Here is a 21,487-nt window from a genome sequence, read left to right as displayed (position 1 = left end):
CATATCTTCTTCAGAAAGACCAAAAAACATCAGTTGATGACGCTTTTTAGAGTTACAATTCCAAATCTACCAAAAACAATTCTGCCGCGATCCCGTCACTCAGGAATTTCCCTTTTTTCGAGACCTTTATAGTATCAGCTTTCTGCTCTAAAAGTCCTTTTTCCAACAAACTTTTTGCCTCCTGCAGCAAATAATCTTTGACAGGTGCGCCAAACCTGCTTTCCACTTCTGAAATGGAAATACCCCATTTGGTACGAAGGCGGGTCATCACATATTCGTTGTACCGGTCATTCTCATTAAGGTTTTCCACTTCGGCCGGCAATTCGTCTTTTTCAAGAGATTTGATATACAACGTATTGTTGCTTACATTCCAGCTTCTTTTCCGGCCATCAAATGAATGGGCCGAGGGACCAATTCCCAGGTAGGGTTTACCAAACCAGTAGGCGGTATTGTTTTGAGAAAAGTATCCAGGTTTTCCGAAATTGGAAAATTCATAATTATCAAATCCGGCCTTTTCCAGGACCTCGATCATGATCTCGTATTGCTGCCTCGCCAGGTCTTCATCCACCGGCGCGATCTTGCCTTTTTCGATCATGCTTTTTAATGCGGTGCGCGGTTCAACGGTAAGCGCGTAGCTGGAAATATGCGGCACCTCAAGATCTAATGCAATTTGAAGGTTTTCTTTCCAGCGTTCATTGCTCATTCCCGGAATACCGTAAATAAGATCGATGGAAATATTATCGAAATATTTCTTCGCAAGCTGAATGCAATCGAGCGCTTCCTTTTCATTGTGCGCCCGGTTCATCAACTTTAGGTCTTTCTCAAAAAAGGACTGCACCCCAATACTTAAACGGTTTATGGGAGAAGCAGCCAGCATTTTTATTTTTTCTTCGGAAAGATCATCTGGGTTGGCTTCCAGGGTAATTTCTGCCTTCGCAACTACTGAATAAGTGTCGTAGATCACCTTAAAGATCTGCTCTAGCTCTTTCTTTTCCAGAAGGGACGGAGTCCCGCCACCAAAATAGATGGTCTCTACAGGTTCTGAAACCTCATTTTTCCGAAGCGTTAGCTCCTTACACAGTGCGTCAACCATGGCCGGCTTCTTTTTCACCGAAGTCGAAAAATGGAAATCACAGTAGTGACAGGCCTGTTTGCAAAATGGAATATGTATATAAATACCTGCCATGAGCGGGAGATCTTAACCTATTTTATTCGGGTCTTTTTTAAAATTGAGAAAAGGATCCTTGATAATTCATCTGACTGTTCAAATAAATTTTGAAAATCTTCTTTCTTTATATAACCAGAATCTTTTAGCAGCTTTAACCAATATTTACACTCAAGACTTTCTTTATAAGCGATGGATACTTTTGCCGAAAAGTCTGCGGTGGAGATTGCACCATTTGCTTCTGCAACATTTGCGCCAATAGAAGTTCCGGATTTCAAAAACTGTTGAGAAAGTACATATTCCTTATTAATTACCAGCTCTTTATAAAGTTTGACAACATTTAAAGCAAACTGATAAGACTTATTCTCCAGAACATTTTCTTTTCCCTCCATAACTCCATTGTCTTAATTGTTTATTGCTAATTGATCATTGTTTATTGACCTTTTCGGCATTTTGTTTCACAAAAGCTTCCCATCCGGTATAGCTTTTCCCGGCCACCACTTTTCCGGAATTGTAGAAATGACAAACCGCCGCTGCGAGTCCGTCGGTGGCATCGAGGTTCTTCGGGAGGGTCTTTAGAGAAAGTAAGCTCTGAAGCATTTTTGCCACCTGTTCCTTACTGGCATTTCCGTTTCCGGTGATGGCCATTTTTATCTTTTTCGGGGAGTATTCGGTAACCGGCACTTCCCTGCTCAGTCCAGCTGCCATCGCTACTCCCTGTGCGCGACCCAGCTTCAACATAGATTGCACGTTCTTTCCGAAGAAAGGAGCTTCAATAGCGATCTCATCCGGATGCCAGGTATCTATCAACTCAATGGTACGCTCAAAAATGAGCTTGAGTTTCACATAATGATCATCATATTTTTGCAGCTGCAGTTCATTGAGTTGCAAAAAAGACATTTTCTTGTTCACCACCTTGATAAGGCCAAACCCCATGATGGTGGTTCCCGGGTCAATGCCTAAAATGATTTTTTCGGTATTCAAAAGCTTCGTATTATTGCAAGACAGTTCCTAAAATATCGATATTTCAAAGGAAAGCAGCAATTACCTCCCTAAAAAAATCTATGCGGATCACATCGCACAAAGCTAATCAATTATTGTCACTCGCTCTCAAGGTCCTGGTGGTTTCGGCAGCAGTGTATTTTATTTGGTACAAGATCACTTCCGACGAGAAAATGAATCTCCAGCAATTCCTTGAGATCCTTTTTAAATACAGGGTTTTCTCGATCACGAATATTCTTATTTTATGCGCGCTGACCTTTTTCAACTGGTATTTTGAGATCCTGAAATGGCAAACCCTCAGCAGCAGCGTGAGAAGACAGTCATTTAAAAGTGCGATGCGGGAGAGCCTGGCTTCATTTACCGCGGCCATTTTCACGCCCAGCCGAATCGGGGAGTATGGCGCCAAATGCCTGTATTACGCCCGCAGTAACTGGAGAAAGATCATCTTCCTGAATTTTATGGGAAATATGGCACAGCTTTTCGCTACTTATTTCTTCGGAATCGCAGGATTACTCTTCCTTATCACCTCTTTGGACCTGCCATTACCGCTGATCAATGTTGTATTAGTGAGCGGACTTTTGATCTCTCCTTTCCTTATTTACTGGATCATGAAAAAGTTCAGGATCAGGTTGAAGGGGTATTCCATTCAACGCCTGGAGGACTCATTTTTCAACGTACCCGAAAATATTCGCTGGAATACGCTCATCTATGCCAGCGCCCGTTACCTGATCTTCACGCACCAGTTCTATTTTTTACTGCTGGTCTTCCAGGTGGAAGTTTCTTACCCGTTGTTGATCGCGGCGGTTTTCAGCACCTATATCCTGGCGAGCATCATACCTACCATGATCATTTTTGACGCCCTTATTAAAGGAGGTTTCGCGGTGTGGATCTTTGGCCTACTGGATGTGCCGCAGATCGTGATCTTAAGCATCGTCCTGACGGTCTGGATCCTGAATTTCGCCATTCCGGGGGTCTTTGGAAGTTATTTTGTACTCAAGTATAAAAAGACAAGACCGGTCAAAGCATGAGCATCCTGATCATTTTAGTCAGTCTTGCCTACGTTTTCCTGATCTTATTTTTACTGTATGGCTTTTCCAAAACTCAGGATTTCTTCGGAAATGTGCATCCTCCAAAAACCCGTTTTTCGGTCATCATCCCCTTCAGAAATGAAGCTAATAACCTCTCCCCTCTCTTTTATTCTCTTAAGAACCTGAACTACCCCGCGGAATTATTTGAGATAATTTTGGTCAATGATGCATCCGAAGATGCTTCGGAAGAATTGTGCAATAAGTTCATAGAGGAAAATCTGAAGTTGGAACTTACACTACTTCAGAATAACCGAACCTTCGGAAGCCCGAAAAAAGACGCGATCACCACTGCCATCAAAAAAGCGAAACACGAGTATATTATTACTACCGATGCAGACTGCACGGTTCCTGAAGCCTGGCTGCAGGAATTCAATTCCGCGATCGTAGAATGGAACGCAAAAATGATCGCGGGGCCTGTAAAGATCTCTCCATCAAAAGGATTTCTTGCTTCATTTCAGGAAATTGACGTCTTCAGCCTGCAAGGGGCCACCATCGGCGGATTTGGTGTTGACCTGCCTTTTATGAGCAATGGGGCAAATTTCTGTTACGAGAAAAAGGCTTTTGAGGAAGTGAATGGCTTTAAAGGGAATGAAAAAATAGCCAGCGGGGACGATATCTTCCTCCTGGAAAAGTTCAGAAAAGAGGGCTTGAAAACAGCATTTTTGAAAAGCAAGTCGGCGATCGTTACCACCCAGGCTCAACCCAACTGGAGTAGCCTTATCGCTCAACGCATACGTTGGGCAGCAAAAACCTCCGCGTACAATAACTTTTTCGGAAAATTTGTGGGGTTAATCGTTCTTTCAATGAACCTGATCCTGGTTTTAACTATGGTTGGAGTATTGCTTGAAAAGATCTCTCCTGCTCTCTTGCTCTTCCCGTTCCTATTAAAGTTTAATATAGATTTTATACTTATTTACAATTGCGCTCGTTTTTTTGAGAGAGAAAAAGTTCTCAAAAATTATTTTTGGTGCAGTTTGATCTACCCGTTTTTGAGCAGCTTTATCGCTGTTCTATCTCTCTTTTCAGGTTATTCCTGGAAGGGTCGCCGCTTCAAAAAATAAGATTTCCGGAGATAATTTTTTAGTATCTTTAATAACACACACCCCTAGAAATGCGAAGAATAGAGATTCTTTTTATTGTTTTATTACTTTTTACCGGTTCGATTTCGGCACAGGAAGTCTTTATTATAGAAGGTGACACCTTAAGTCTTAAAAGAGAAGTGAAAGGAACTTTAAGCCTTTATTGGGCCCAGAAAGATCAGGATTACCGTTATTTCATTCAGAAGTATAAAAGAATGGCGGAGCTTAAAAATTCTGAGGTCGAAGGGGTGAACCAGGAAGAGTTCAAAGCCCAGTTAGCCGATTTTACTAGTGATGCCGAGATAGATACCCGCGATGTAAAATTTCTTCTTTACAGTCTGAAACATTTTGTGAACCGTTATAACGCACTGGTGCAGGAAGAGTATTCGTATAATGCCGCAACAGCAAACATAAAGCACCGCCTGAGCCTTTTTACGGGATTATCGAATAACAGGTACACTGAAAATCCCGAAAACAAGATCGCGCCCATACTCGGTTTGGAATTCGAGTTCTACGACCCTAATCTTGCCAGAAGGCATGCCGCTTTTCTTCAGCTTAGGCAATCATTTAAAAGAGATGATTACCACTACGGCTCTACCCAATTTTCCATAAACTACCGATTTAGACCCTTGATATTTGAGAAGTTTGATATTCATATCGACGCTGAACTGGCAACTTTCATTTACTCTGAAGACCAGTTAGACATCCTGGATGAAACCGGAAACGTGGTAGCTGTAAATCATGATAGCGGACTTTCATTTAAGGCGCCTTTAAGTTTTGGGATTGGCACCGATTACAGGGTCACAGAGGCCAGTTACATAACTTTTAGTTACAACGACATCGTCTCCCTGGTGCTGGACAGTAATGGCAGCTTCCCCATAGATTTTACGATCGGTTATAAATTCAATTTATAAACCTTATTCCGCCTGGATAACGATCGGCATTTTGAAAGTAGTCACTACAGGAATTCCTCTTTTTGTTGCCGGGTAGATCTTAGGTAAGGAATCTACACTTTGGGTAAGCCAGGACCTGATCTCCGGGAGTTGAGCAACTACCAAAGAATCTACTTCCATAGAATCGATCGCGGGAATCCCTTTTTCGGAAATTTTCAGATATAGATACAGGGTATCGTTCAGGGCTTCAGTAACCACCGGTTGTTTTGATTCTAACCGGGCATAAAAATAACTGGCTACCTTATTTCCGAAGCAAGCCTTTGCGGCATCAGATTCCAGCACTTCCCTGCATTCCTCGAAGGCCGGGTACTGGTCAACTTCCTGCCAGTTAAGTTCCTTTGTCTCTTCAGAAAGGATCTCTTCTGAAGTGACCTTTCGGGTCTCGAAATATTCGCAGGAGGTCAGGCTTAATAAAAAAACAAAAAGTAAAGTTTTCTTCATGCAGGTTAACTGACTGTGAGATTCAAAAATAGTGAAAAAGAGCTTAATCTCAAGCCGGTTAGCCTGTGAATAACAGGATCTATAAATCTCCCCTCTTAAAATGGAAGATCCGGAATTACAACAGGGTAAATTCCGGATCTTTTTAAATAAATGAGATTTAATGAAGATTAATTCAAAAGTTCTGAAAGTTGGGTTTTTAAGGCAGGATCTGAAGGTCTTTTTGCCCTTTTCTCGATCATTTTTCCGTCGGTGTCAATAAGAACATAATGAGGAATGCCTTCCACATTATACCTTTTTTTAAGGTCCTCTTCCTTATCCGGGTCAAAAAGGTGAATTCCTTCCAGGCCTTGAGCCTCGATCAATTTTTCCAAGCTCTCCTTTTTACTTTCAATCCCGATTGAGACAAACTTAATATTACTCGAGGCGAATTCATTCTGAAGTTTTTTAAAAGCCGGCATTTCTTCGATACACGGCCTGCACCAGCTAGCCCAAAAATCAAGATACACGATATTGCCTTTTAGATCCTCAAGTGAAATATTTTTTCCCTGCATATTCTTCAACTCAAACTCAGGTGCCGGCCTGCCCTTCTCTAAACGAGTGACATCTTTAAATTTCTGGTCTATTACCGCCCACTTTTTGTCATTGGTGATCACAGACCTGGCTTTGGCGTGAAATTCATCTACATTGTTAAAGCTAGACATGGTATACAGTCCGGCGAGGTAGAGAATTTCCTGTTTAATTTTTGCGTTCTTAACAGGATAATCATCAGAAAATATATATTCCCAACGTTCCATTCCCAGTTCTTTTGCCTCCTTACCACTGGAGGTTAACATAAGCATCGCGAAGAGGCTCACGTCCAATAGTTTTTCGTCATTAACATCTACGCCTTCCCAGGCATCAGGATACCCCGGAGAAGGGATGTAGGTTGGATCTACGAAACGTGCCCGGGCTAAAGGGTACATTCTAAGTTTATCAACTCTGGCAACTTTTACCCAGTTCTTTTCGGTAGTTTTCAGCCGGTTATCTATTCCTTCATATTCAGCGATCAACTCTAAATTGAGAGTTTCAATAGAGTCGACGGATTTTAAAAATTTCTCTTCCGGGAGTTTAGAGTAATACTGATAAGAATTATAGCCTCTTAATTTTTCTTTCAAATTCTCCCTGGCTTGCAAATATTGGTTCTCCTTATCCCCATTTCCTGAAATTTCCATTTCTGAATTCTCAAAGTTCAGGTGAATATCATAACCCGGTTTAAGATAGAGGCTGCGTTTAATATCTCCTGCTTCCAGAACGTAATGTCCTGCGGGCAGTTCAAGGGTATCTCTAAAAGATTTATTTTCCTGAATTTTCAATTCTTCGGAAATAATTGGTTGATCATAAAATTTCAACTCACGATTAGTCTGAAGTGTTATCGAATCAGCGTTAACATCACCGAGATTTCCGGAAATAATTACGCGGGAAGGTGCATCTTCTTGCTGACAGGAAGTAAAGACCAAAAGCGAAATAAAAAAATAAAAATATCTCATTCTAGAAATTATAAAAGGCCGAAGACTTTCTTCGACCTTTATTGTTGTTTAGTTTACTACAAACGAAATTGGAAGGGTATAAAGCACTGCGACCTCTTCCCCATTATTTTTACCAGGCTTCATCTGCGGCAGTTCATTAACCACCCGTACGGCTTCTGCCTCAAGAGCCTCATGGGGAGCATTCGCTTTTACGACCTCAATACTTCCGTCAATATTTATTTTGAACTGTACAAACACTCTGTTTATACTGGTAAGCCCCAGTTCTTTCCCAATTTTAATATTGAAATTCGAACTTACATGAGCAGCGATGTTCTCAGAGAAACATGCTTTTCGATCTTCATTGGTAGTCAGCCCTTCACAACCGGGATAAACCGGCACCTCATTTATTTCACTGAAAGCAACCAGATCTTTGGATGTTCCTTTGACCGAGGATTTTTCGCCGGAATTGTTCTTAACCATAATTCTTTCTTTCCCGGTGTCAGGATCGATCGTAAATTCAATGGTTTTCACTCCATCGGTGATCAATACTTTTTCATAGACGTCGCCGGCTTTTAAAGTGGCTACAGCAGTTTCCACTTTTGATTTTTCTTCCGAAGTCTGATTTTTAAGATCGGTAACTTTTATAGAAAGCACTCCTGAACCTGCAGTTGGATCCAAATCATTTTCACTTACACTTACGCTATTCTCCTGTGCACAGGAGACATAAGTGAGCATAGCCAGCATTAGCGGCACAATGATTAAAAACTTGAATTTTGAAATACCTGTTGATCTTGATTTTTGTAACATGATTATTCGTTTTTTGATGATTGAATGATTAAAAAATTGATTGATGAATGAAATATCCCTTGTATTGAATGCTGTGTTTAACAGTTGCTGAAAATATTCTTGCTTTTCAACTTTTTTGACAACTCCGGCATCGGCGATGAATTCATGCAAGGTTGAGATCAGGGACTGGTATATGTAAATAAGCGGATTGAACCAAATTACTATTTTCAGAATCTCAAAAAATAGCAGGTCCACGGTATGTTTTTGCTTGACATGCACCAGTTCATGAGAAAGAATTTGGTCTCTTTCTTCTTTGATCTTGTCTCCTAAAAAGATGGTATTATAGAAAGTACACGCTATTGTAGAATCAGGCACTTCTACCAGGCGGGTATTCTCATTAAGCCTTATTGACTTAAATCTATACAACTTTAGAAGGCTTCGGAATTTTACAAGAAATAGAATAAGGCTTACCATTACTCCTCCTAAATAAGTAACTAACCACCAGCTCACTTCAAATGAATTTTCGATTGCCGCTGAAGAAGAGGTGGAGATCAGCTTATTACTTTCGCCAATTACGACTTCAGGTAACATAACCATCGCTTCCGCAGGAATTGCTTCCCGCAAAAATCCGAATTTCAGAAAAGGCAGAATTCCGGCTAATACAGTAGTAAGCAATAAATAGGCTCTGTTGTAATTAAAAAAGGTCTCTTTCTTCAACAAGAACTCATAGACCAGTAAAAATACCAGTTGAAATAGAATTAATTGTAGAATATACTGTGTCATCAGGATTACTTTTTATTCATTTCCTTTAAAATTGCCTCCAGTTCTTTAGTATCCATTTTGTTCTTCTTCATAAAAAAGGAAACCATGCTTTTGAAGGAACCATTGAAGTAATTATCTATAAGTTTATTAACGCTTTGATCTGTGTAAACTTCTTTTTGGATCACAGGAAAATATACATACCCCTTTCCTTCTTTTCGGTGATCCACGAAATTTTTGGTCTCCAGAATGCGAATAATAGTAGAAACTGTATTGTATGCCGGTTTGGGATCTGGCATCTGATCTATCACTAATGCCACATTTGCTTCTTTAAGATCCCAAAGGATCTGCATGATCTCTTCTTCTGCTTTGGTCAACTGTTTCATAAGAATTCATTTTTACTGACTACCAGAATGATAGGAGTAACACAAATATAAACTAAATTTTTAGTTAAACTAAGGATTTAGTTTAAAAGTTGATTTTCATCTATTTTGCTATCTTCCGGCAAATTTTAGATATGGATCTTATTTTAATTATTCTGGCCGGTGTATTAATAATAGTAGGTGTACTGGGAAGCTTTCTACCAATGCTCCCCGGCATACCTTTAAGCTGGGCAGGACTTCTGCTATTACACTTCACAACAGCCATTCCAATGAATTATACGTTCCTTGGGATAACTTTATTAATAACTCTTATCATTTTCGCTTTACAGTATGCTATTCCCGCGTTGGGCACGAAATATCTTGGCGGAAGTAAATTTGGGATGATAGGAGCCAGTTTAGGATTAGTAATTGGGATCTTCACACCTATTCCCTTTGCCATTTTAATAGGTCCGTTTGTTGGAGCCTATATTGGAGAGATCATAAATAAATCTGATTCCCGCACGGCCCTGAAAGCAGCTTCCGGATCATTTATAGGCCTTTTAGCGTCCAGCTTTATGGAATTTGTGGTCACCGTAATCTATCTTCTATTGTTCATTTTCAAGATCTGGGAGCTCAGAAGTGATATTTTCGCTATTTAAAACTATTATTCTTGACCCGGTTTAATATTTTTTTATCTTTAGATCCAAATAAATATGAGGCTTCTGGCAAACTGAAGCCCCTGGTCTTATATAGTTCGCCCTACACATGAACACCGATATTGTAATTATAGATGACGATGCAGTCGTCCTCTTCCTACATAAGATTCTGGTTGAAAAAAGTCAGCTTCCTTCACCCCTACATTGCTTTGATAATGCCTTTGAAGCATTTTCGTATTTATGTGACAGGCAATCACCGGATCCTATCCTGGTACTTCTCGACATAAACATGCCTTCCATGAATGGCTGGGATTTTTTGGACAGAATTACTTCTGAAAAATGCGACAAAAATGTTTATGTTGCCATGGTCACCTCTTCAATAAATTCAAGTGACCGCAAAAAAGCTGAAAATTATCCCCAGGTAATAGACTATTTAGAAAAGCCTCTTTCCAAGGAGGCATGTGAGCATTTACACAATAAGGTGCAATATCTTTTAAACCCGTATTAGTTTCAATCAAATTACTGCTTATCTAAATATTATATGAAAAATTCCACTTTTTTTCATGTAAATTAAATAACCGTTGACATTAGTTATTAAATTTTTATTAAATACAACCGTGCCAGAAAAAGGATTTTATAAATTGGCTGATTAGAAACATTAAAACCAAATCTATGAGAATTTCAAAAGTGTTCGTTTTATTGATTTTCGGATCATTTTTATTGACTTCCTGTCGCGACACCGTTAAAGAAAAAGAAGTTGTGCGTGAAGTTGAAAAAGTAGAAGTTGAAAAAGTAGAAGAGCCTGAAGAAAGAGAAGGCATTCTTGAGCGAACAGCTAAGGAAGTTGACAAAGAAGTAAATAAGGAAATCAACGAAGAAATTGACGAAATCGGGGATGATAATTAAACCCCGGGTCCAAAATTATAAAGCCTGTAAAAAGGCACTAACCCTAAAACCTTAAAAGATGAAAAAATTAGTTTTATTATTCGCATTGCTTTTTACCGTAAGTACTTCTTTTATTTCTTGTAGAGATACAGAAAAAGAAGCAGACGACATGGATGACATGGAAATGATGGAGGAAAATGGAATGTCTGATGACATGGAGGACGATATGGAAGATGAAATGGAAGACATGGCAGACGAAATGGAGGAAGAAGCTGAAGAAATGGAAGATGCAGCAGACGACCTATAATATCATAATACTTTAACCAACCAATTTCAAGATCACAGATCTTGAGAAACGGCCTGACTTTATCAGGCCGTTTTTTTATTGTTTAAAGGTTTTGAACTCACTTTTAAGTTCTTCCATAGATTGCTGCAATTGTTTCAGTAAACCACTTTCTGAAGGGGTATCCAGATTAAAAGTAAGCTTACTGTTCACCTGCCATAACTCCTGTATGTCATTTACATTTACTTCGATAGGTAAATATTCCTCATTTAAGGAGATCAATAACACCTTAGAAGGATCAGGCAACTTCTGAAGTTTCTTTACCAGGACAGAGTCATAGAGAACCACTACATATACACGATTATTGCTGGCCTCTTCTATGGAAGGAACTCCTTTTCCCAGGACCCACTCCCCCGGCCTGAAATTTGGCAGCATACTATCTCCCTCGATTTGAAAACCGCGATGTGTAGCATTTCTGAATTCAGGTAAAGGCATATCAAAAGCCGGTAATTGCTGGTACCAGTCAACATCCTGCACATTGTGCGGATAACCGGCAGCCGCTTTTACATTTACCAATACAATATTTTCGTTTTCGGAAGAATTCAAGCTGATCACCTTAGGGCTTACATCCCCTTTACTGACCTGTAAATGTTTCTGATTACTTTCTCCAAAAAGCCACAACGGATTGATCCCAAATTGCTTTAATAGTTCTGCAATGACCTTTCCTGAAAGTTTTGTCCTTCCGCGCTCTATATCTGCAGTGGAATTATTGATTCCCAACAAGGATGCAAACTCTGCCTGGGTGAAGTTATTTTCTTCCCTAACCTGCTTAAAGCGTTTTACTTCTATTGATACATCTGTTCCCATATCCAAATATACTCAATTTGGGAATTTTTCCGCATAAATTTGGAATAACTCCATGATATTTTCACGATTAACAATTGTTTAATAGGTGATTCCAAAATCAAACGCACTAGAATCTTTAAATTAGAGAGAACCTCGTTTAAATTCCATTATGGATCAACATATCCTAGCATCGCCATCAAAAATCAAATTTTCAGGTTGGAAAACAATCCTAAAAAGAGTTCTCAAAGAAATAAGTGAGAACAATGTTTCTATCATTTCCGCCGGAGTAGCCTTTTATTCATTTCTAGCAGTTTTCCCGGCGATTGCCGCTCTGGTTTCTATTTATGGCCTCGCAATGGACCCTCAAAGCATACAGGACCAATTATCACAGATTTCAGGGATGATGCCCCAGGAGGCATATGAAATTCTTAAAACGCAGTTGGAGAAACTTGTAAGCACTCCGGAATCTGCCCTCGGATGGAGCATGGCTATCGGTATTCTTTTTAGCTTATGGAGTGCCAATAAAGGAACCAAATCTCTTTTCACCGGGGTAGACATCGCTTACGACACCGTGAATCAGCGAGGATTCCTGAAACAAAATGCCCTCACGCTGTCTTTCACATTAGGTGCTATCCTGCTATTAATCATCAGCATGATCTTGATTGTAGTATTTCCGGCCCTGGTAGGCCTGATCGGCTTACCTTCTGGAATTGAGAATTTAATTGGATATGGCCGATGGCTGCTGCTTGCAGCAATTTTAATATGGTTCCTGGGGGAGGTGTACAAACACGCGCCCTATAAGAAGACCCCAAAATTCAGATGGGTTTTTCCCGGAGCATTGCTAGCAACCCTTTTATGGTTGATCGCATCCTGGGGGTTTTCATTTTATGTGAGTAATTTTGGAAGTTACGGTGAAGTCTACGGCTCAATATCAGCCGTAGTAGTTATGTTATTATGGATGTTCCTAACAAGCTTTATAATACTCTTTGGGGCTGAGTTAAACTCTGAAATTGAAAAATACGCGCAACTCCGTAAGTAAACCAAAAAAGCCCTATTAAGGGCCTTTCTGCTTTTAAATTGAATTATTGATCATTCTGCAATGATGCGATAGATCTCATCCCCATGATGAGAATTGGACATTACAGTTTGCCACTGCTCTAAAAACTGTGGGTTATCCTTAACATACTCCTCCACTAATTCATTCTGTCTTTCAAAAGTCTCAACCACAGATCCAAAACTTCCCAATTCATAGATCATTAATATTTCTCTGCTATCTGCGCCCCACCAGTGAGAAAGAATTTTGGAACTCTTGATTTGTTGATTAGGATCTATAATATTCTTTTTATAAACCGTTAAAAGAGAATCTAAATTAATTCCTTCAGCATCAGGTCCCGGATTTAGATACATGGTTTGAACGATCATTGGCTTTACAGGATTCTGAGTAGTTTGCGCATGAACGCAAAAAGAAACCGCCATCATAAAGATTCCGGATAAGCACATAATTTTTGTTTTCATAATAAGTAAGGGTTTTGATTTTAATATAGGTCGATTAAGATGCGGGACATTAGAAATGAACATAGGAAAATCCTAAATTCAGATTTTCAAAGATACTTCCGGACTACTCCGTTTGACTATACGAAAAGTTAAATTCTTTAAAGTGAGCTAGTTACCAGGCATTCCACCTTGATTTAAATCAACATAGGGTAATTTTCTTACTTAATATTTGAATACAACCGAAACTCAATTGTTCCTAAACCAAAACGTTCAGGGCTTAAGATCCTCCTTTAGGGTATGAAATGGAAGTTTCGGAAATCACTTTTTCCAGAGAGGCTTGGGTAAAAGGCTTTTGGAGAAAATCTGAAATAAAAGAATACTCTCTTTTCTTAGAGGAAAAATCTTCCGTAGAAGAACTTAAAATATAGATCTCGAATTGCTCTTTTAAAACGTCGGTAAAAGTCTTGAATACGTCAAGGAATTCCCAGCCATTCATGGTAGGCATATTAATATCCAGCAAAAGTATTGTAGGCAGATAGGCTCTTGACGTACTATACATATCAAGAATTTTGACGATTGCTTTCTCAGGATCTTCAAATATTAATACTACCGCTGAAGAATCAAGCCTTTTGATAACGGTCTCACAAATAAAATTGTTCGTTGGATCGTCATCTATTATTATATAATGATTAATTCGTTTCATCATTACTACACATGATTAGCTATCAAAAACCTAAAATCGTTATCAATTTATGAACATACCGCACAGAAAGTTCAATATACTGTACCAAACAGCAGCTTAAGATACAATAAAGAAAAATAACACCCGCTAAAATTTCAGAACCTATCATATTCAAAAAGGAAGAATATGGAACTTTATGCCGGTTCTAATACCTTTAGGAATATCACAAAACAAAAAAGCCCTCCCTGAAAACAGGAAAAGCTTCTCATTGGTTTACTTCTAAACCCAGGTAAATCAACGATTTACCACAAACAACACAACTAATCTTTACTGCCAAAAAAAGCTCCTCGTTTAGAGAAGCTTTTTTGCAATTTTGCGGTCTGGACGAGACTCGAACTCGCGACCCCCTGCGTGACAGGCAGGTATTCTAACCAACTGAACTACCAGACCGTTGCTTTATTGCGAGTGCAAATATACAGCAGAATTTCACTTTGCCAAATGTTTTTTTGAAATAATTTGCATGTTTTTTTTACTCCTCACACAAACTTTTGACGTTCAACCAAATATGTAGAAATAATTTTTTCAAAATTTTCCTTCACATCGGCCGATACATACTTGATCCCGTATTGCCCGCACTTTAATTTAAGATCTGAGAAGTATTTTTCCATGATCCTTGCATAATCATCTTTAATATTTTCTGCATACAGATCTAACTTTTCTCCAGATTCGACATCTGTGAAACGCATGGGCCGGTCGCCAAATTTAAAATCGAGTTCCTTTTCCTTATCTATTACATGGAACAGGACCAATTCATGTTTATTGTACGCAAGGTGTCTCAATGCCTCGAATAACTTTTCCTCTTCTACATCTGTCTGAAACATATCGGTAAAAAGAAAAATGAGCGAACGCCTTCGTAATTTTTCAGCTATTTGATGTAAATAAGTATATGTTTTGGTGCTTGTTGAAGTCTCATTACCCTGCACCACCTCATCTAATTTATGAAGTAGCATCCTGCGATGACGCTCACTCCCTTTTTCAGGAGCATAAAAATCATACTCATCACTGTAAATACTTAAACCAACTGCATCACGTTGCTTTTTCAATAGCTGCATAATACAGGCTGATGCCAGAGCCGAAAATCCAATCTTATTCAAAGCGGAAAGAGATTGATGTTTTAAGTAGGGATAATGCATGGAAGAAGAGTTGTCTATAATAAGGTGACACCTAAGATTTGTTTCTTCCTCATAGCGCCGTGTAAATAACTTATCTGTTTTAGCAAATAGCTTCCAATCTATATGCCGGGTACTTTCTCCATTATTATAAACCTTGTGTTCTGCAAATTCTGCAGAGAAGCCGTGGAAAGGACTTTTATGAAGTCCGGAAATAAAACCTTCTACAACTTGCTTTGCTAGAAGATCCAGGTTCATGAAACCTCCTGCCTTATGTACCTCCTTCTCCAGATCCATCTTTAAAAGAAATTTTCTTAACAAGTTACAGAAATTCCGGCATAAAAAAAGTCCGGCTCAACGCCGGACTTTTAAACTATATTATATGTTATTACAAAAGTTGATCTAATGCTTCAGCATATGTGGTTTTAGGAGCAACTCCAACTTGTCTTCCAACAACTTCTCCATTTTGGAAAATAAGAACAGTAGGAATGTTACGCACTCCGTATTTTGCAGCAAACTCCTGGTTCGCATCAACATCCAGTTTACCTACAACTGCTTTCCCTTCATACTCCTTACTAATATCATCAATGATAGGACCTACCATTCTACAAGGACCACACCATGCTGCCCAAAAATCAACCATTACAGGTTTATCACTTTTCAACACTGTTTCTTCAAACGTAGCGTCAGTTATCTCTAATGCCATAATTATTTTTTTTTAATTCTTAATCTGATTTAATTCATGTAAAAATAGTCAAATATTTTACCAAACCTTACAAACCCAATATCATATTTAATTATTCACATATTATTGAGATTTATTTTAATATTCTTTTAGTCCAAATCTCTCCATCGTTTTTATCCGCGACCTTCTTACATAATAAATAGATGGAAATGTAGGAATTAGATTATATTTGTAGGTTTTTTCTTTCAAAAACTGATTTTTTTGAGTGGTTCAACTAGTATTCAAATCAGTCTGTCGTTTTGTTAAGGATTAGCCAAAATAAATTGAAAATAAAATATAGATTTACATCAGTAAAATTTAAAAAAACACATTAACGGAACACTTTTCCCCCTAAAAAACACAATTATGTCACTTTTAACTCAAATTTGGTCAGAAAAAACTAACGATTTCACAACTACTCAAAAAGCAGTACTTGGTTTGACAGTCGCGTTTATTTTTAGCACCTCATTTATCGCGTTAATACTTCTTGCGATCGAATTCGCTAAATAAGAATAGACATTCTCATCATATAAAAGAAAGGGAATTTCAGTAACTGGAATTCCCTTTCTTCTTTTATACCCCTTTCCTTCACTTATTCAAGTCTGGAAGATCTTGGTTATGTACTTCCTAAAATTCTCTTTTTCCTTTTTAAATAAAGCGGAAGATTTGTCACTCCCCAGGCTCTCTATTTTTATAACCTATTAAATATGGTCAATAATTATTTATTGTATTCAATTTGAACTACTTCGGAAGTCGGGGAGAATTATGTTAACACTCCTTGTGTAGGAAAACTCATCGTTTTTGTAGGAATCCACTTACAAAAAAATTAATTTTTGAGTTATATATCAGAAATTCAAAACGCTCTATCGTTTTATTAAAAAAAGTCTGTTTCAAACCGAAATTTAGATATAGTTTTACTTCAAGAAAAATTTAAAAAATCACATTAACGAAACAACTTTACCCCTAAAAAACACAATTATGGCAATTTTAACTCAAATTTGGTCAGAAAAAACTAACGAATTCTCAACTTCACAAAAAGCAGTTTTAGGACTTACCACTGCCTTTATTTTTAGCACCTCATTTGTTGCGTTAATACTTCTTGCCATCGAATTCGGAAAATAAGATCTTAACAGAATTTTATATATTAAAAGAGGGGAATTTCATCAATGAAATTCCCCTCTTTTATTTTCTTCGGATCTATAATTTCCTAATTCAACTTATATAGGATCTGTTCCTCTTCAAGAGCATTTAACAGCTCCTGAGAGATCTTGACTTTCTGTTTCCTGCTTGGCATATGAAGTTTGATCCTTTCCTTCATCTCATACACCACAAAATTAAGTTTATTGTCCCCGCTGTGATTATTAAAGATCTCTTTCAAATTATCGATCTTATGTTCTTCCAGTTCATCAATGTTTAGCTGAATAGTGAGTTTTTTAGCATAAGCTTCCATAACACCATGCAATAACTGCATGCTATTAAATTGCAAACGCGGCTCACTTTTCCTGCCGGTATCTTTATTTGTCCATCCTTCCTTAACAAACACTTTTGAATATATAAAGGAATTAGGCACCAGGAAATGTCTGAATTTTAAATATTCTTCCTTGAAAAGCCTGAACTCATAGGAGTCTGAATAATCCTCTACTACGAAAGAAGCCCAGCCTTGACCCGTTTTTGTAACCCTATGCTGCACATCACTTATCACTCCCCCAAAAGACAGTTCCTTATTAACAGCATTTTCAAGGTCACTGAAATCCGCAAGGATCGCATTACAGAAGCATTTAAGTTCGGTTTTAAAATCATCCAGAGGATGACCGGAAATGTAGATACCAACCACTTCCCGTTCCCTTTTTAGTTTCTCCATGGTTCCCCATTCCTCACAAGGAGGCACAACAGGTTCCGGAATTTGCACATCACTGGCATCCCCAAAAAGGCTGACCTGTGCAGAATTCTCATTCTCCTGGAATTTCGCCGCATATTTGACCACCTTCTCTAAAAATGTGATCCCGTCTCCTTCATCATGGAAATATTGAGCCCGGTGAGTATTACCAAAACTATCAAAACCACCTGCAAGAGCAAGGTTCTCAAAAGCCTTTTTATTGGCGGCTCTAAGATCTATCCTTTTAGCCATATCAAATATTGATTTATAATGGCCTTTATCTTTACGATTATCAACAATAGTGGCCACCGCCCCGGCACCAACACCCTTAATAGCACCCATTCCAAAGCGCACCGCGTTTTCCTTATTTACAGAGAACTTGTAATACGATTCATTTACATCAGGCCCCAGTACATTCAACTTCATGCGCTTACATTCTTCCATGAAAAATGTCACCTGTTTGATGTCATTCATGTTGTTGGATAGTACCGCAGCCATATATTCTGCCGGATAATGCGCTTTCAGGTAAGCTGTTTGATAAGCGATCCAGGCGTAGCAGGTGGAGTGGGATTTATTGAAGGCGTATGCAGCAAAGGCTTCCCAGTCTTTCCAGACCTTTTCAAGGATCTCCCTTGGATGCCCTTTTGCTTCCCCGCCATCGAGAAATTTCGGTTTTAACTGTTCCAGTAAAGCAAATATCTTTTTCCCCATTGCCTTCCGAAGAACATCGGCTTCACCCTTAGTGAAACCGGCAAGCTTCTGGGACAGCAACATCACCTGCTCCTGATAAACCGTGATCCCGTAGGTTTCTTTCAGATACTCCTCCATGTCAGGAAGGTCATAGGCGATCTCTTCATCTCCATGTTTCCTGGCAATGAAACTCGGGATATATTCCATTGGCCCAGGTCTGTACAAGGCATTCATTGCGATAAGGTCATCAAAAACCGTAGGTTTAAGATCCTTCATATGCTTCTGCATCCCAGGGGATTCATACTGAAATATTCCCACCGTTTCTCCTCTCTGGAAAAGCTCGTAGGTCTTTTGATCATCAAGCGGAAAATTATCAGGATCCAGATCAATTCCGTGGCGGCCCTTTACGATCTTCACAGTATCCTTGATCAGGGTCAAAGTTTTCAACCCCAGGAAATCCATTTTTAGAAGTCCCGCACTCTCTACTACCGAGTTATCGAACTGGGTTACATAGAGATCTGAGTCCTTGGCAACCGAAACAGGAACGAAATTAGTAATATCACTGGGGGTAATGATCACCCCGCAGGCATGGATACCGGTGTTTCGCACAGAACCTTCCAGGATCCTGGCCTGATTCACCGTTTGCGCTTCCAGGTCATCTCCTTCGGAAATATTCAGGAGCTCATTAATTTTATCTACTTCTTCACTTCGGAATTTGCTCCTGATCTCCTTTTCATCCATCGCGAAGATCTTACCCAGTTTGGTATTGGGAATGAGTTTTGCGATCCGGTCAGCCTCATTCAAAGGAAGATCCAGCACCCGAGCCGTATCCCTGATAGAAGACTTGGCTGCCATGGTACCGTAGGTGATGATCTGTGCCACCTGATTCGCACCATATTTATTGATCACATAATCCATTACGCGGCTACGACCTTCATCATCAAAGTCGATATCAATATCGGGCATACTCACCCTGTCCGGATTCAGGAATCTCTCGAAAAGCAGGTCATACTTTATAGGGTCAATATTCGTAATTCCCAGGCAGTATGCCACGGCACTTCCCGCCGCCGAACCTCGACCGGGTCCTACCGAAACGTCCATGTTCCTGGCTTCACGAATAAAATCTTCCACAATAAGGAAATATCCGGGATAACCTGTATTCTCGATCACCGAAAGTTCAAAATCCAAACGTTCTTTGATCTCAGGGGTTATTTCTCCATAACGATTCTTTGCCCCCACATATGTAATGTGTTTCAAGTAGGCGTTTTCACCCCGCTTACCACCGTCAACCGCATCTTCGGGCACTACAAATTCCTCCGGTATAGTGAAGGCAGGCAGCAGCACATCCCTTGCCAATTCATATGGCTCGATCTTATCAACAACCTCCTGTACATTTGATATTGCTTCCGGAAGGTCTTTAAAGAGGGCTTTCATTTCATCCCCGCTCTTAAAGTAATATTCGTTATTAGGGAGACCGTACCTGTAACCCCGTCCACGGCCTATAGGAGTAGCCTGTTTTTCACCATCCTTGACACATAAAAGAATGTCGTGGGCATTGGCATCCTCCTGCTCGCAATAATAGGTATTATTGGTCGCCACCAGTTTGACGTCGTGCTTTTTGGCCAGGTTTACCAAAACAGGATTCACCCTGTCTTCGTCTTCCTGGTTATGGCGCATTAGCTCCATATAAAGATCGTCCCCAAACTGTTCCTTCCACCAGATCAAGGCTTCCTCTGCCTGATTTTCACCAACGTTCAGGACCTTACCGGGAACCTCCCCGTATAAGTTACCCGTTAGCACTATTATATCTTCTTTATACTGTTTTATTACTTCCTTGTCAATTCTTGGAACGTAATAGAACCCTTGAGTATAAGCTATAGATGACATTTTTGCCAGGTTGTGATAGCCCTTTTTATTCTTTGCCAGGAATACCACCTGGTAACCGTTATCTTTTCTTGACTTGTCCTTATGGTTTTCACAAACGAAAAATTCACAGCCAACAATGGCTTTCAACTCTTTCGCATCGACGGATTCATTATTTTCTGCAGCTTCGGCAATTTTCGCCTTCACTCCTTTATTATAAGTGCCAACCTCCTTCACAAAGTGAAAGGCACCCATCATATTCGCGTGGTCAGTCAAAGCTACCGCCGGCATTCCATTATTGGCAGCAGCATCAACAAGATCTTTTATGCTTATGGTAGACTGAAGTATGGAGAACTGGCTATGGTTGTGAAGGTGCGAAAATGCCACCTCATCCAGCTTCTCCAGGTTCTCCTCGATTTCTGCGGAAGAGATCTCAGTACCACCGGCAGCTTTTTGCAGTTTTCTCCTTATTTCATCTGAAGCTTTTTTGAGATTGATATGCTTCAGGCCAATAAGGTTTATTGGTTGTGGATTTTCTTCGGAAAAATTCTGAAAATAATCCGGTTGCACATCCAGCTCTTCAGCAGTGTAAACCTGCTTCCTGATCAATTCAAGGAAACAGCGGGTAGTCGCTTCCACATCGGCCGTTGCATTATGCGCTTCGGCAAAAGGCTCGTTGAATAGGAATTCATGAAGTTCAGTCAGCGTCGGAAGTTTAAATTTCCCTCCACGTCCTCCGGGGATTTGACAAAGTTGTGCCGTTGTTTCTGTACAGGTATCCAGAACAGGTAATTCCTGAAGCGAATTTTCCATGCCTAAACGATGGAATTCAGCCCCCATAATATTCACATCAAAACCAACATTCTGCCCCACTACGAATTTGGAACGGGACAATGCAATGTTGAACTTCTCTAAAACCTCCTGAAGAGTAATACCTTGTTCCTGCGCCAGCTCGGTAGAGATCCCGTGAATTTGCTCAGCGTCAAACGGAATGTTAAATCCTTCAGGCTTGACCAGGTAGTCCTGATGTTCAACCACCCTTCCCATATCATCATGCAACTGCCAGGCGATCTGTATACAGCGAGGCCAGTTGTCTGAATCGGTTAAAGGGGCATCCCATCTCTTGGGAAGACCGGTGGTTTCAGTATCAAAAATCAGGTACATAAAGAAGATTTATTT

At 39.6% G+C, this 21,487-nt stretch carries 23 protein-coding genes and 1 tRNA gene; 10 read left to right on the top strand and 14 right to left on the bottom strand.

The genetic code is table 11. The annotated features are described in order from the left end of the window. Window positions 1-52 precede the first annotated feature (52 nt). Genes hemW through ruvC form a run of 3 tightly spaced genes read right to left on the bottom strand, consistent with a single transcriptional unit; the run spans window position 53 to window position 2,149 of the window. Window positions 53-1,186 carry a radical SAM family heme chaperone HemW gene (gene hemW, locus ACFQ1G_RS12300; RefSeq protein ID WP_380739975.1) on the bottom strand — a complete coding sequence of 378 codons (1,134 nt, stop codon included), beginning with the start codon at window positions 1,184-1,186 and terminating at the stop codon, window positions 53-55. 17 nt (window positions 1,187-1,203) lie between these two features. After that, window positions 1,204-1,557 carry a four helix bundle protein gene (locus ACFQ1G_RS12295; RefSeq protein ID WP_380739973.1) on the bottom strand — a complete coding sequence of 118 codons (354 nt, stop codon included), beginning with the start codon at window positions 1,555-1,557 and terminating at the stop codon, window positions 1,204-1,206. Window positions 1,558-1,591: 34 nt separating this feature from the next. Further along, window positions 1,592-2,149 carry a crossover junction endodeoxyribonuclease RuvC gene (gene ruvC / locus ACFQ1G_RS12290; protein ID WP_380739971.1) on the bottom strand — a complete coding sequence of 186 codons (558 nt, stop codon included), beginning with the start codon at window positions 2,147-2,149 and terminating at the stop codon, window positions 1,592-1,594. Between the two features lie 80 nt (window positions 2,150-2,229). Here ruvC and ACFQ1G_RS12285 point away from each other — a divergent pair, with 80 nt between their 5' ends. The 3 genes from ACFQ1G_RS12285 to ACFQ1G_RS12275 are packed head-to-tail and all read left to right on the top strand — an operon-like array spanning window position 2,230 to window position 5,248. Then, window positions 2,230-3,195: a hypothetical protein gene (locus tag ACFQ1G_RS12285; RefSeq protein WP_380739969.1), complete on the top strand. Its 966-nt coding sequence runs from the start codon at window positions 2,230-2,232 to the stop codon at window positions 3,193-3,195. Next, window positions 3,192-4,316, top strand: coding sequence for a glycosyltransferase family 2 protein (locus ACFQ1G_RS12280; protein WP_380739967.1), 1,125 nt, complete (start codon window positions 3,192-3,194; stop codon window positions 4,314-4,316). Before ACFQ1G_RS12285 ends, ACFQ1G_RS12280 begins: the two co-directional genes overlap by 4 nt. A gap of 50 nt (window positions 4,317-4,366) precedes the next feature. After that, window positions 4,367-5,248, top strand: a complete 882-nt coding sequence (locus ACFQ1G_RS12275) for a hypothetical protein (RefSeq protein ID WP_380739965.1) — start codon at window positions 4,367-4,369, stop codon at window positions 5,246-5,248. A gap of 3 nt (window positions 5,249-5,251) precedes the next feature. Here the strand turns inward: ACFQ1G_RS12275 and ACFQ1G_RS12270 are convergent, their stop codons facing one another. The 4 genes from ACFQ1G_RS12270 to ACFQ1G_RS12255 form a co-directional block, all read right to left on the bottom strand. Next, on the bottom strand, window positions 5,252-5,728 hold the full coding sequence (locus ACFQ1G_RS12270) for a hypothetical protein (RefSeq protein ID WP_380739963.1): 477 nt from the start codon (window positions 5,726-5,728) through the stop codon (window positions 5,252-5,254). 167 nt (window positions 5,729-5,895) lie between these two features. Then, on the bottom strand, window positions 5,896-7,254 hold the full coding sequence (locus tag ACFQ1G_RS12265; protein ID WP_380739961.1) for a TlpA family protein disulfide reductase: 1,359 nt from the start codon (window positions 7,252-7,254) through the stop codon (window positions 5,896-5,898). A 48-nt stretch (window positions 7,255-7,302) separates the two neighbouring features. After that, window positions 7,303-8,802 carry a M56 family metallopeptidase gene (locus ACFQ1G_RS12260; RefSeq protein WP_380739959.1) on the bottom strand — a complete coding sequence of 500 codons (1,500 nt, stop codon included), beginning with the start codon at window positions 8,800-8,802 and terminating at the stop codon, window positions 7,303-7,305. Window positions 8,803-8,807: 5 nt separating this feature from the next. Continuing rightward, entirely contained in the window at window positions 8,808-9,164 is a 357-nt protein-coding gene (locus tag ACFQ1G_RS12255) for a BlaI/MecI/CopY family transcriptional regulator (RefSeq protein ID WP_380739958.1), read from the bottom strand. Window positions 9,165-9,295: 131 nt separating this feature from the next. On the opposite strand from ACFQ1G_RS12255, the gene ACFQ1G_RS12250 reads away from it, so the two are divergent. The 4 genes from ACFQ1G_RS12250 (at window position 9,296) to ACFQ1G_RS12235 (ending at window position 10,988) form a co-directional block, all read left to right on the top strand. Then, window positions 9,296-9,799 carry a DUF456 domain-containing protein gene (locus tag ACFQ1G_RS12250; protein ID WP_380739956.1) on the top strand — a complete coding sequence of 168 codons (504 nt, stop codon included), beginning with the start codon at window positions 9,296-9,298 and terminating at the stop codon, window positions 9,797-9,799. 106 nt (window positions 9,800-9,905) lie between these two features. Continuing rightward, entirely contained in the window at window positions 9,906-10,304 is a 399-nt protein-coding gene (locus tag ACFQ1G_RS12245) for a response regulator (RefSeq protein WP_380739954.1), read from the top strand. 164 nt (window positions 10,305-10,468) lie between these two features. Continuing rightward, window positions 10,469-10,702 carry a hypothetical protein gene (locus tag ACFQ1G_RS12240; RefSeq protein WP_380739952.1) on the top strand — a complete coding sequence of 78 codons (234 nt, stop codon included), beginning with the start codon at window positions 10,469-10,471 and terminating at the stop codon, window positions 10,700-10,702. A gap of 58 nt (window positions 10,703-10,760) precedes the next feature. Then, window positions 10,761-10,988 carry a hypothetical protein gene (locus ACFQ1G_RS12235; RefSeq protein ID WP_380739951.1) on the top strand — a complete coding sequence of 76 codons (228 nt, stop codon included), beginning with the start codon at window positions 10,761-10,763 and terminating at the stop codon, window positions 10,986-10,988. A gap of 75 nt (window positions 10,989-11,063) precedes the next feature. Here ACFQ1G_RS12235 and ACFQ1G_RS12230 read toward each other — a convergent pair whose 3' ends face one another. Then, on the bottom strand, window positions 11,064-11,831 hold the full coding sequence (locus tag ACFQ1G_RS12230; protein WP_380739949.1) for an XRE family transcriptional regulator: 768 nt from the start codon (window positions 11,829-11,831) through the stop codon (window positions 11,064-11,066). 148 nt (window positions 11,832-11,979) lie between these two features. On the opposite strand from ACFQ1G_RS12230, the gene ACFQ1G_RS12225 reads away from it, so the two are divergent. Then, window positions 11,980-12,849 carry a YihY/virulence factor BrkB family protein gene (locus ACFQ1G_RS12225; protein ID WP_380739947.1) on the top strand — a complete coding sequence of 290 codons (870 nt, stop codon included), beginning with the start codon at window positions 11,980-11,982 and terminating at the stop codon, window positions 12,847-12,849. A 50-nt stretch (window positions 12,850-12,899) separates the two neighbouring features. Here ACFQ1G_RS12225 and ACFQ1G_RS12220 read toward each other — a convergent pair whose 3' ends face one another. The 5 genes from ACFQ1G_RS12220 to trxA all read right to left on the bottom strand — a co-directional run bounded on the left by ACFQ1G_RS12220 (window position 12,900) and on the right by trxA (window position 15,861). Continuing rightward, window positions 12,900-13,325: a hypothetical protein gene (locus tag ACFQ1G_RS12220; RefSeq protein WP_380739945.1), complete on the bottom strand. Its 426-nt coding sequence runs from the start codon at window positions 13,323-13,325 to the stop codon at window positions 12,900-12,902. Between the two features lie 256 nt (window positions 13,326-13,581). Next, complete coding sequence (locus ACFQ1G_RS12215; RefSeq protein ID WP_380739943.1) at window positions 13,582-14,010, bottom strand: response regulator; 429 nt, start codon at window positions 14,008-14,010, stop codon at window positions 13,582-13,584. Between the two features lie 352 nt (window positions 14,011-14,362). Beyond that, window positions 14,363-14,436 (bottom strand) — tRNA-Asp (locus ACFQ1G_RS12210). An 86-nt stretch (window positions 14,437-14,522) separates the two neighbouring features. Further along, the gene (locus tag ACFQ1G_RS12205) at window positions 14,523-15,452 is read right to left on the bottom strand and encodes a DUF58 domain-containing protein (protein ID WP_380739941.1); all 930 of its coding nucleotides are present in this window, start codon (window positions 15,450-15,452) and stop codon (window positions 14,523-14,525) included. 91 nt (window positions 15,453-15,543) lie between these two features. Continuing rightward, on the bottom strand, window positions 15,544-15,861 hold the full coding sequence (trxA, locus tag ACFQ1G_RS12200) for a thioredoxin (RefSeq protein WP_380739939.1): 318 nt from the start codon (window positions 15,859-15,861) through the stop codon (window positions 15,544-15,546). A gap of 384 nt (window positions 15,862-16,245) precedes the next feature. Here trxA and ACFQ1G_RS12195 point away from each other — a divergent pair, with 384 nt between their 5' ends. Together ACFQ1G_RS12195 and ACFQ1G_RS12190 are read left to right on the top strand one after the other, a co-directional pair. After that, window positions 16,246-16,389 (top strand): hypothetical protein, encoded by a 144-nt coding sequence (locus ACFQ1G_RS12195; protein WP_380739937.1) that lies wholly within the window; start codon window positions 16,246-16,248, stop codon window positions 16,387-16,389. Window positions 16,390-16,857: 468 nt separating this feature from the next. Continuing rightward, a complete protein-coding gene (locus ACFQ1G_RS12190; protein WP_380739935.1) occupies window positions 16,858-17,001 on the top strand; it encodes a hypothetical protein in 144 nt (47 codons plus the stop codon). An 85-nt stretch (window positions 17,002-17,086) separates the two neighbouring features. On the opposite strand, the gene dnaE is transcribed toward ACFQ1G_RS12190, so the two are convergent. Continuing rightward, window positions 17,087-21,472, bottom strand: coding sequence for a DNA polymerase III subunit alpha (dnaE, locus tag ACFQ1G_RS12185; RefSeq protein WP_380739934.1), 4,386 nt, complete (start codon window positions 21,470-21,472; stop codon window positions 17,087-17,089). Window positions 21,473-21,487 lie beyond the last annotated feature (15 nt).

Origin of the sequence: Salinimicrobium gaetbulicola (assembly GCF_042676025.1) — a bacterium.
Lineage (GTDB): Bacteria > Bacteroidota > Bacteroidia > Flavobacteriales > Flavobacteriaceae > Salinimicrobium > Salinimicrobium gaetbulicola.
The sequence above is the reverse complement of the archived record's forward strand: the minus strand, read 5'-3'. Positions and strand labels throughout refer to the sequence as shown.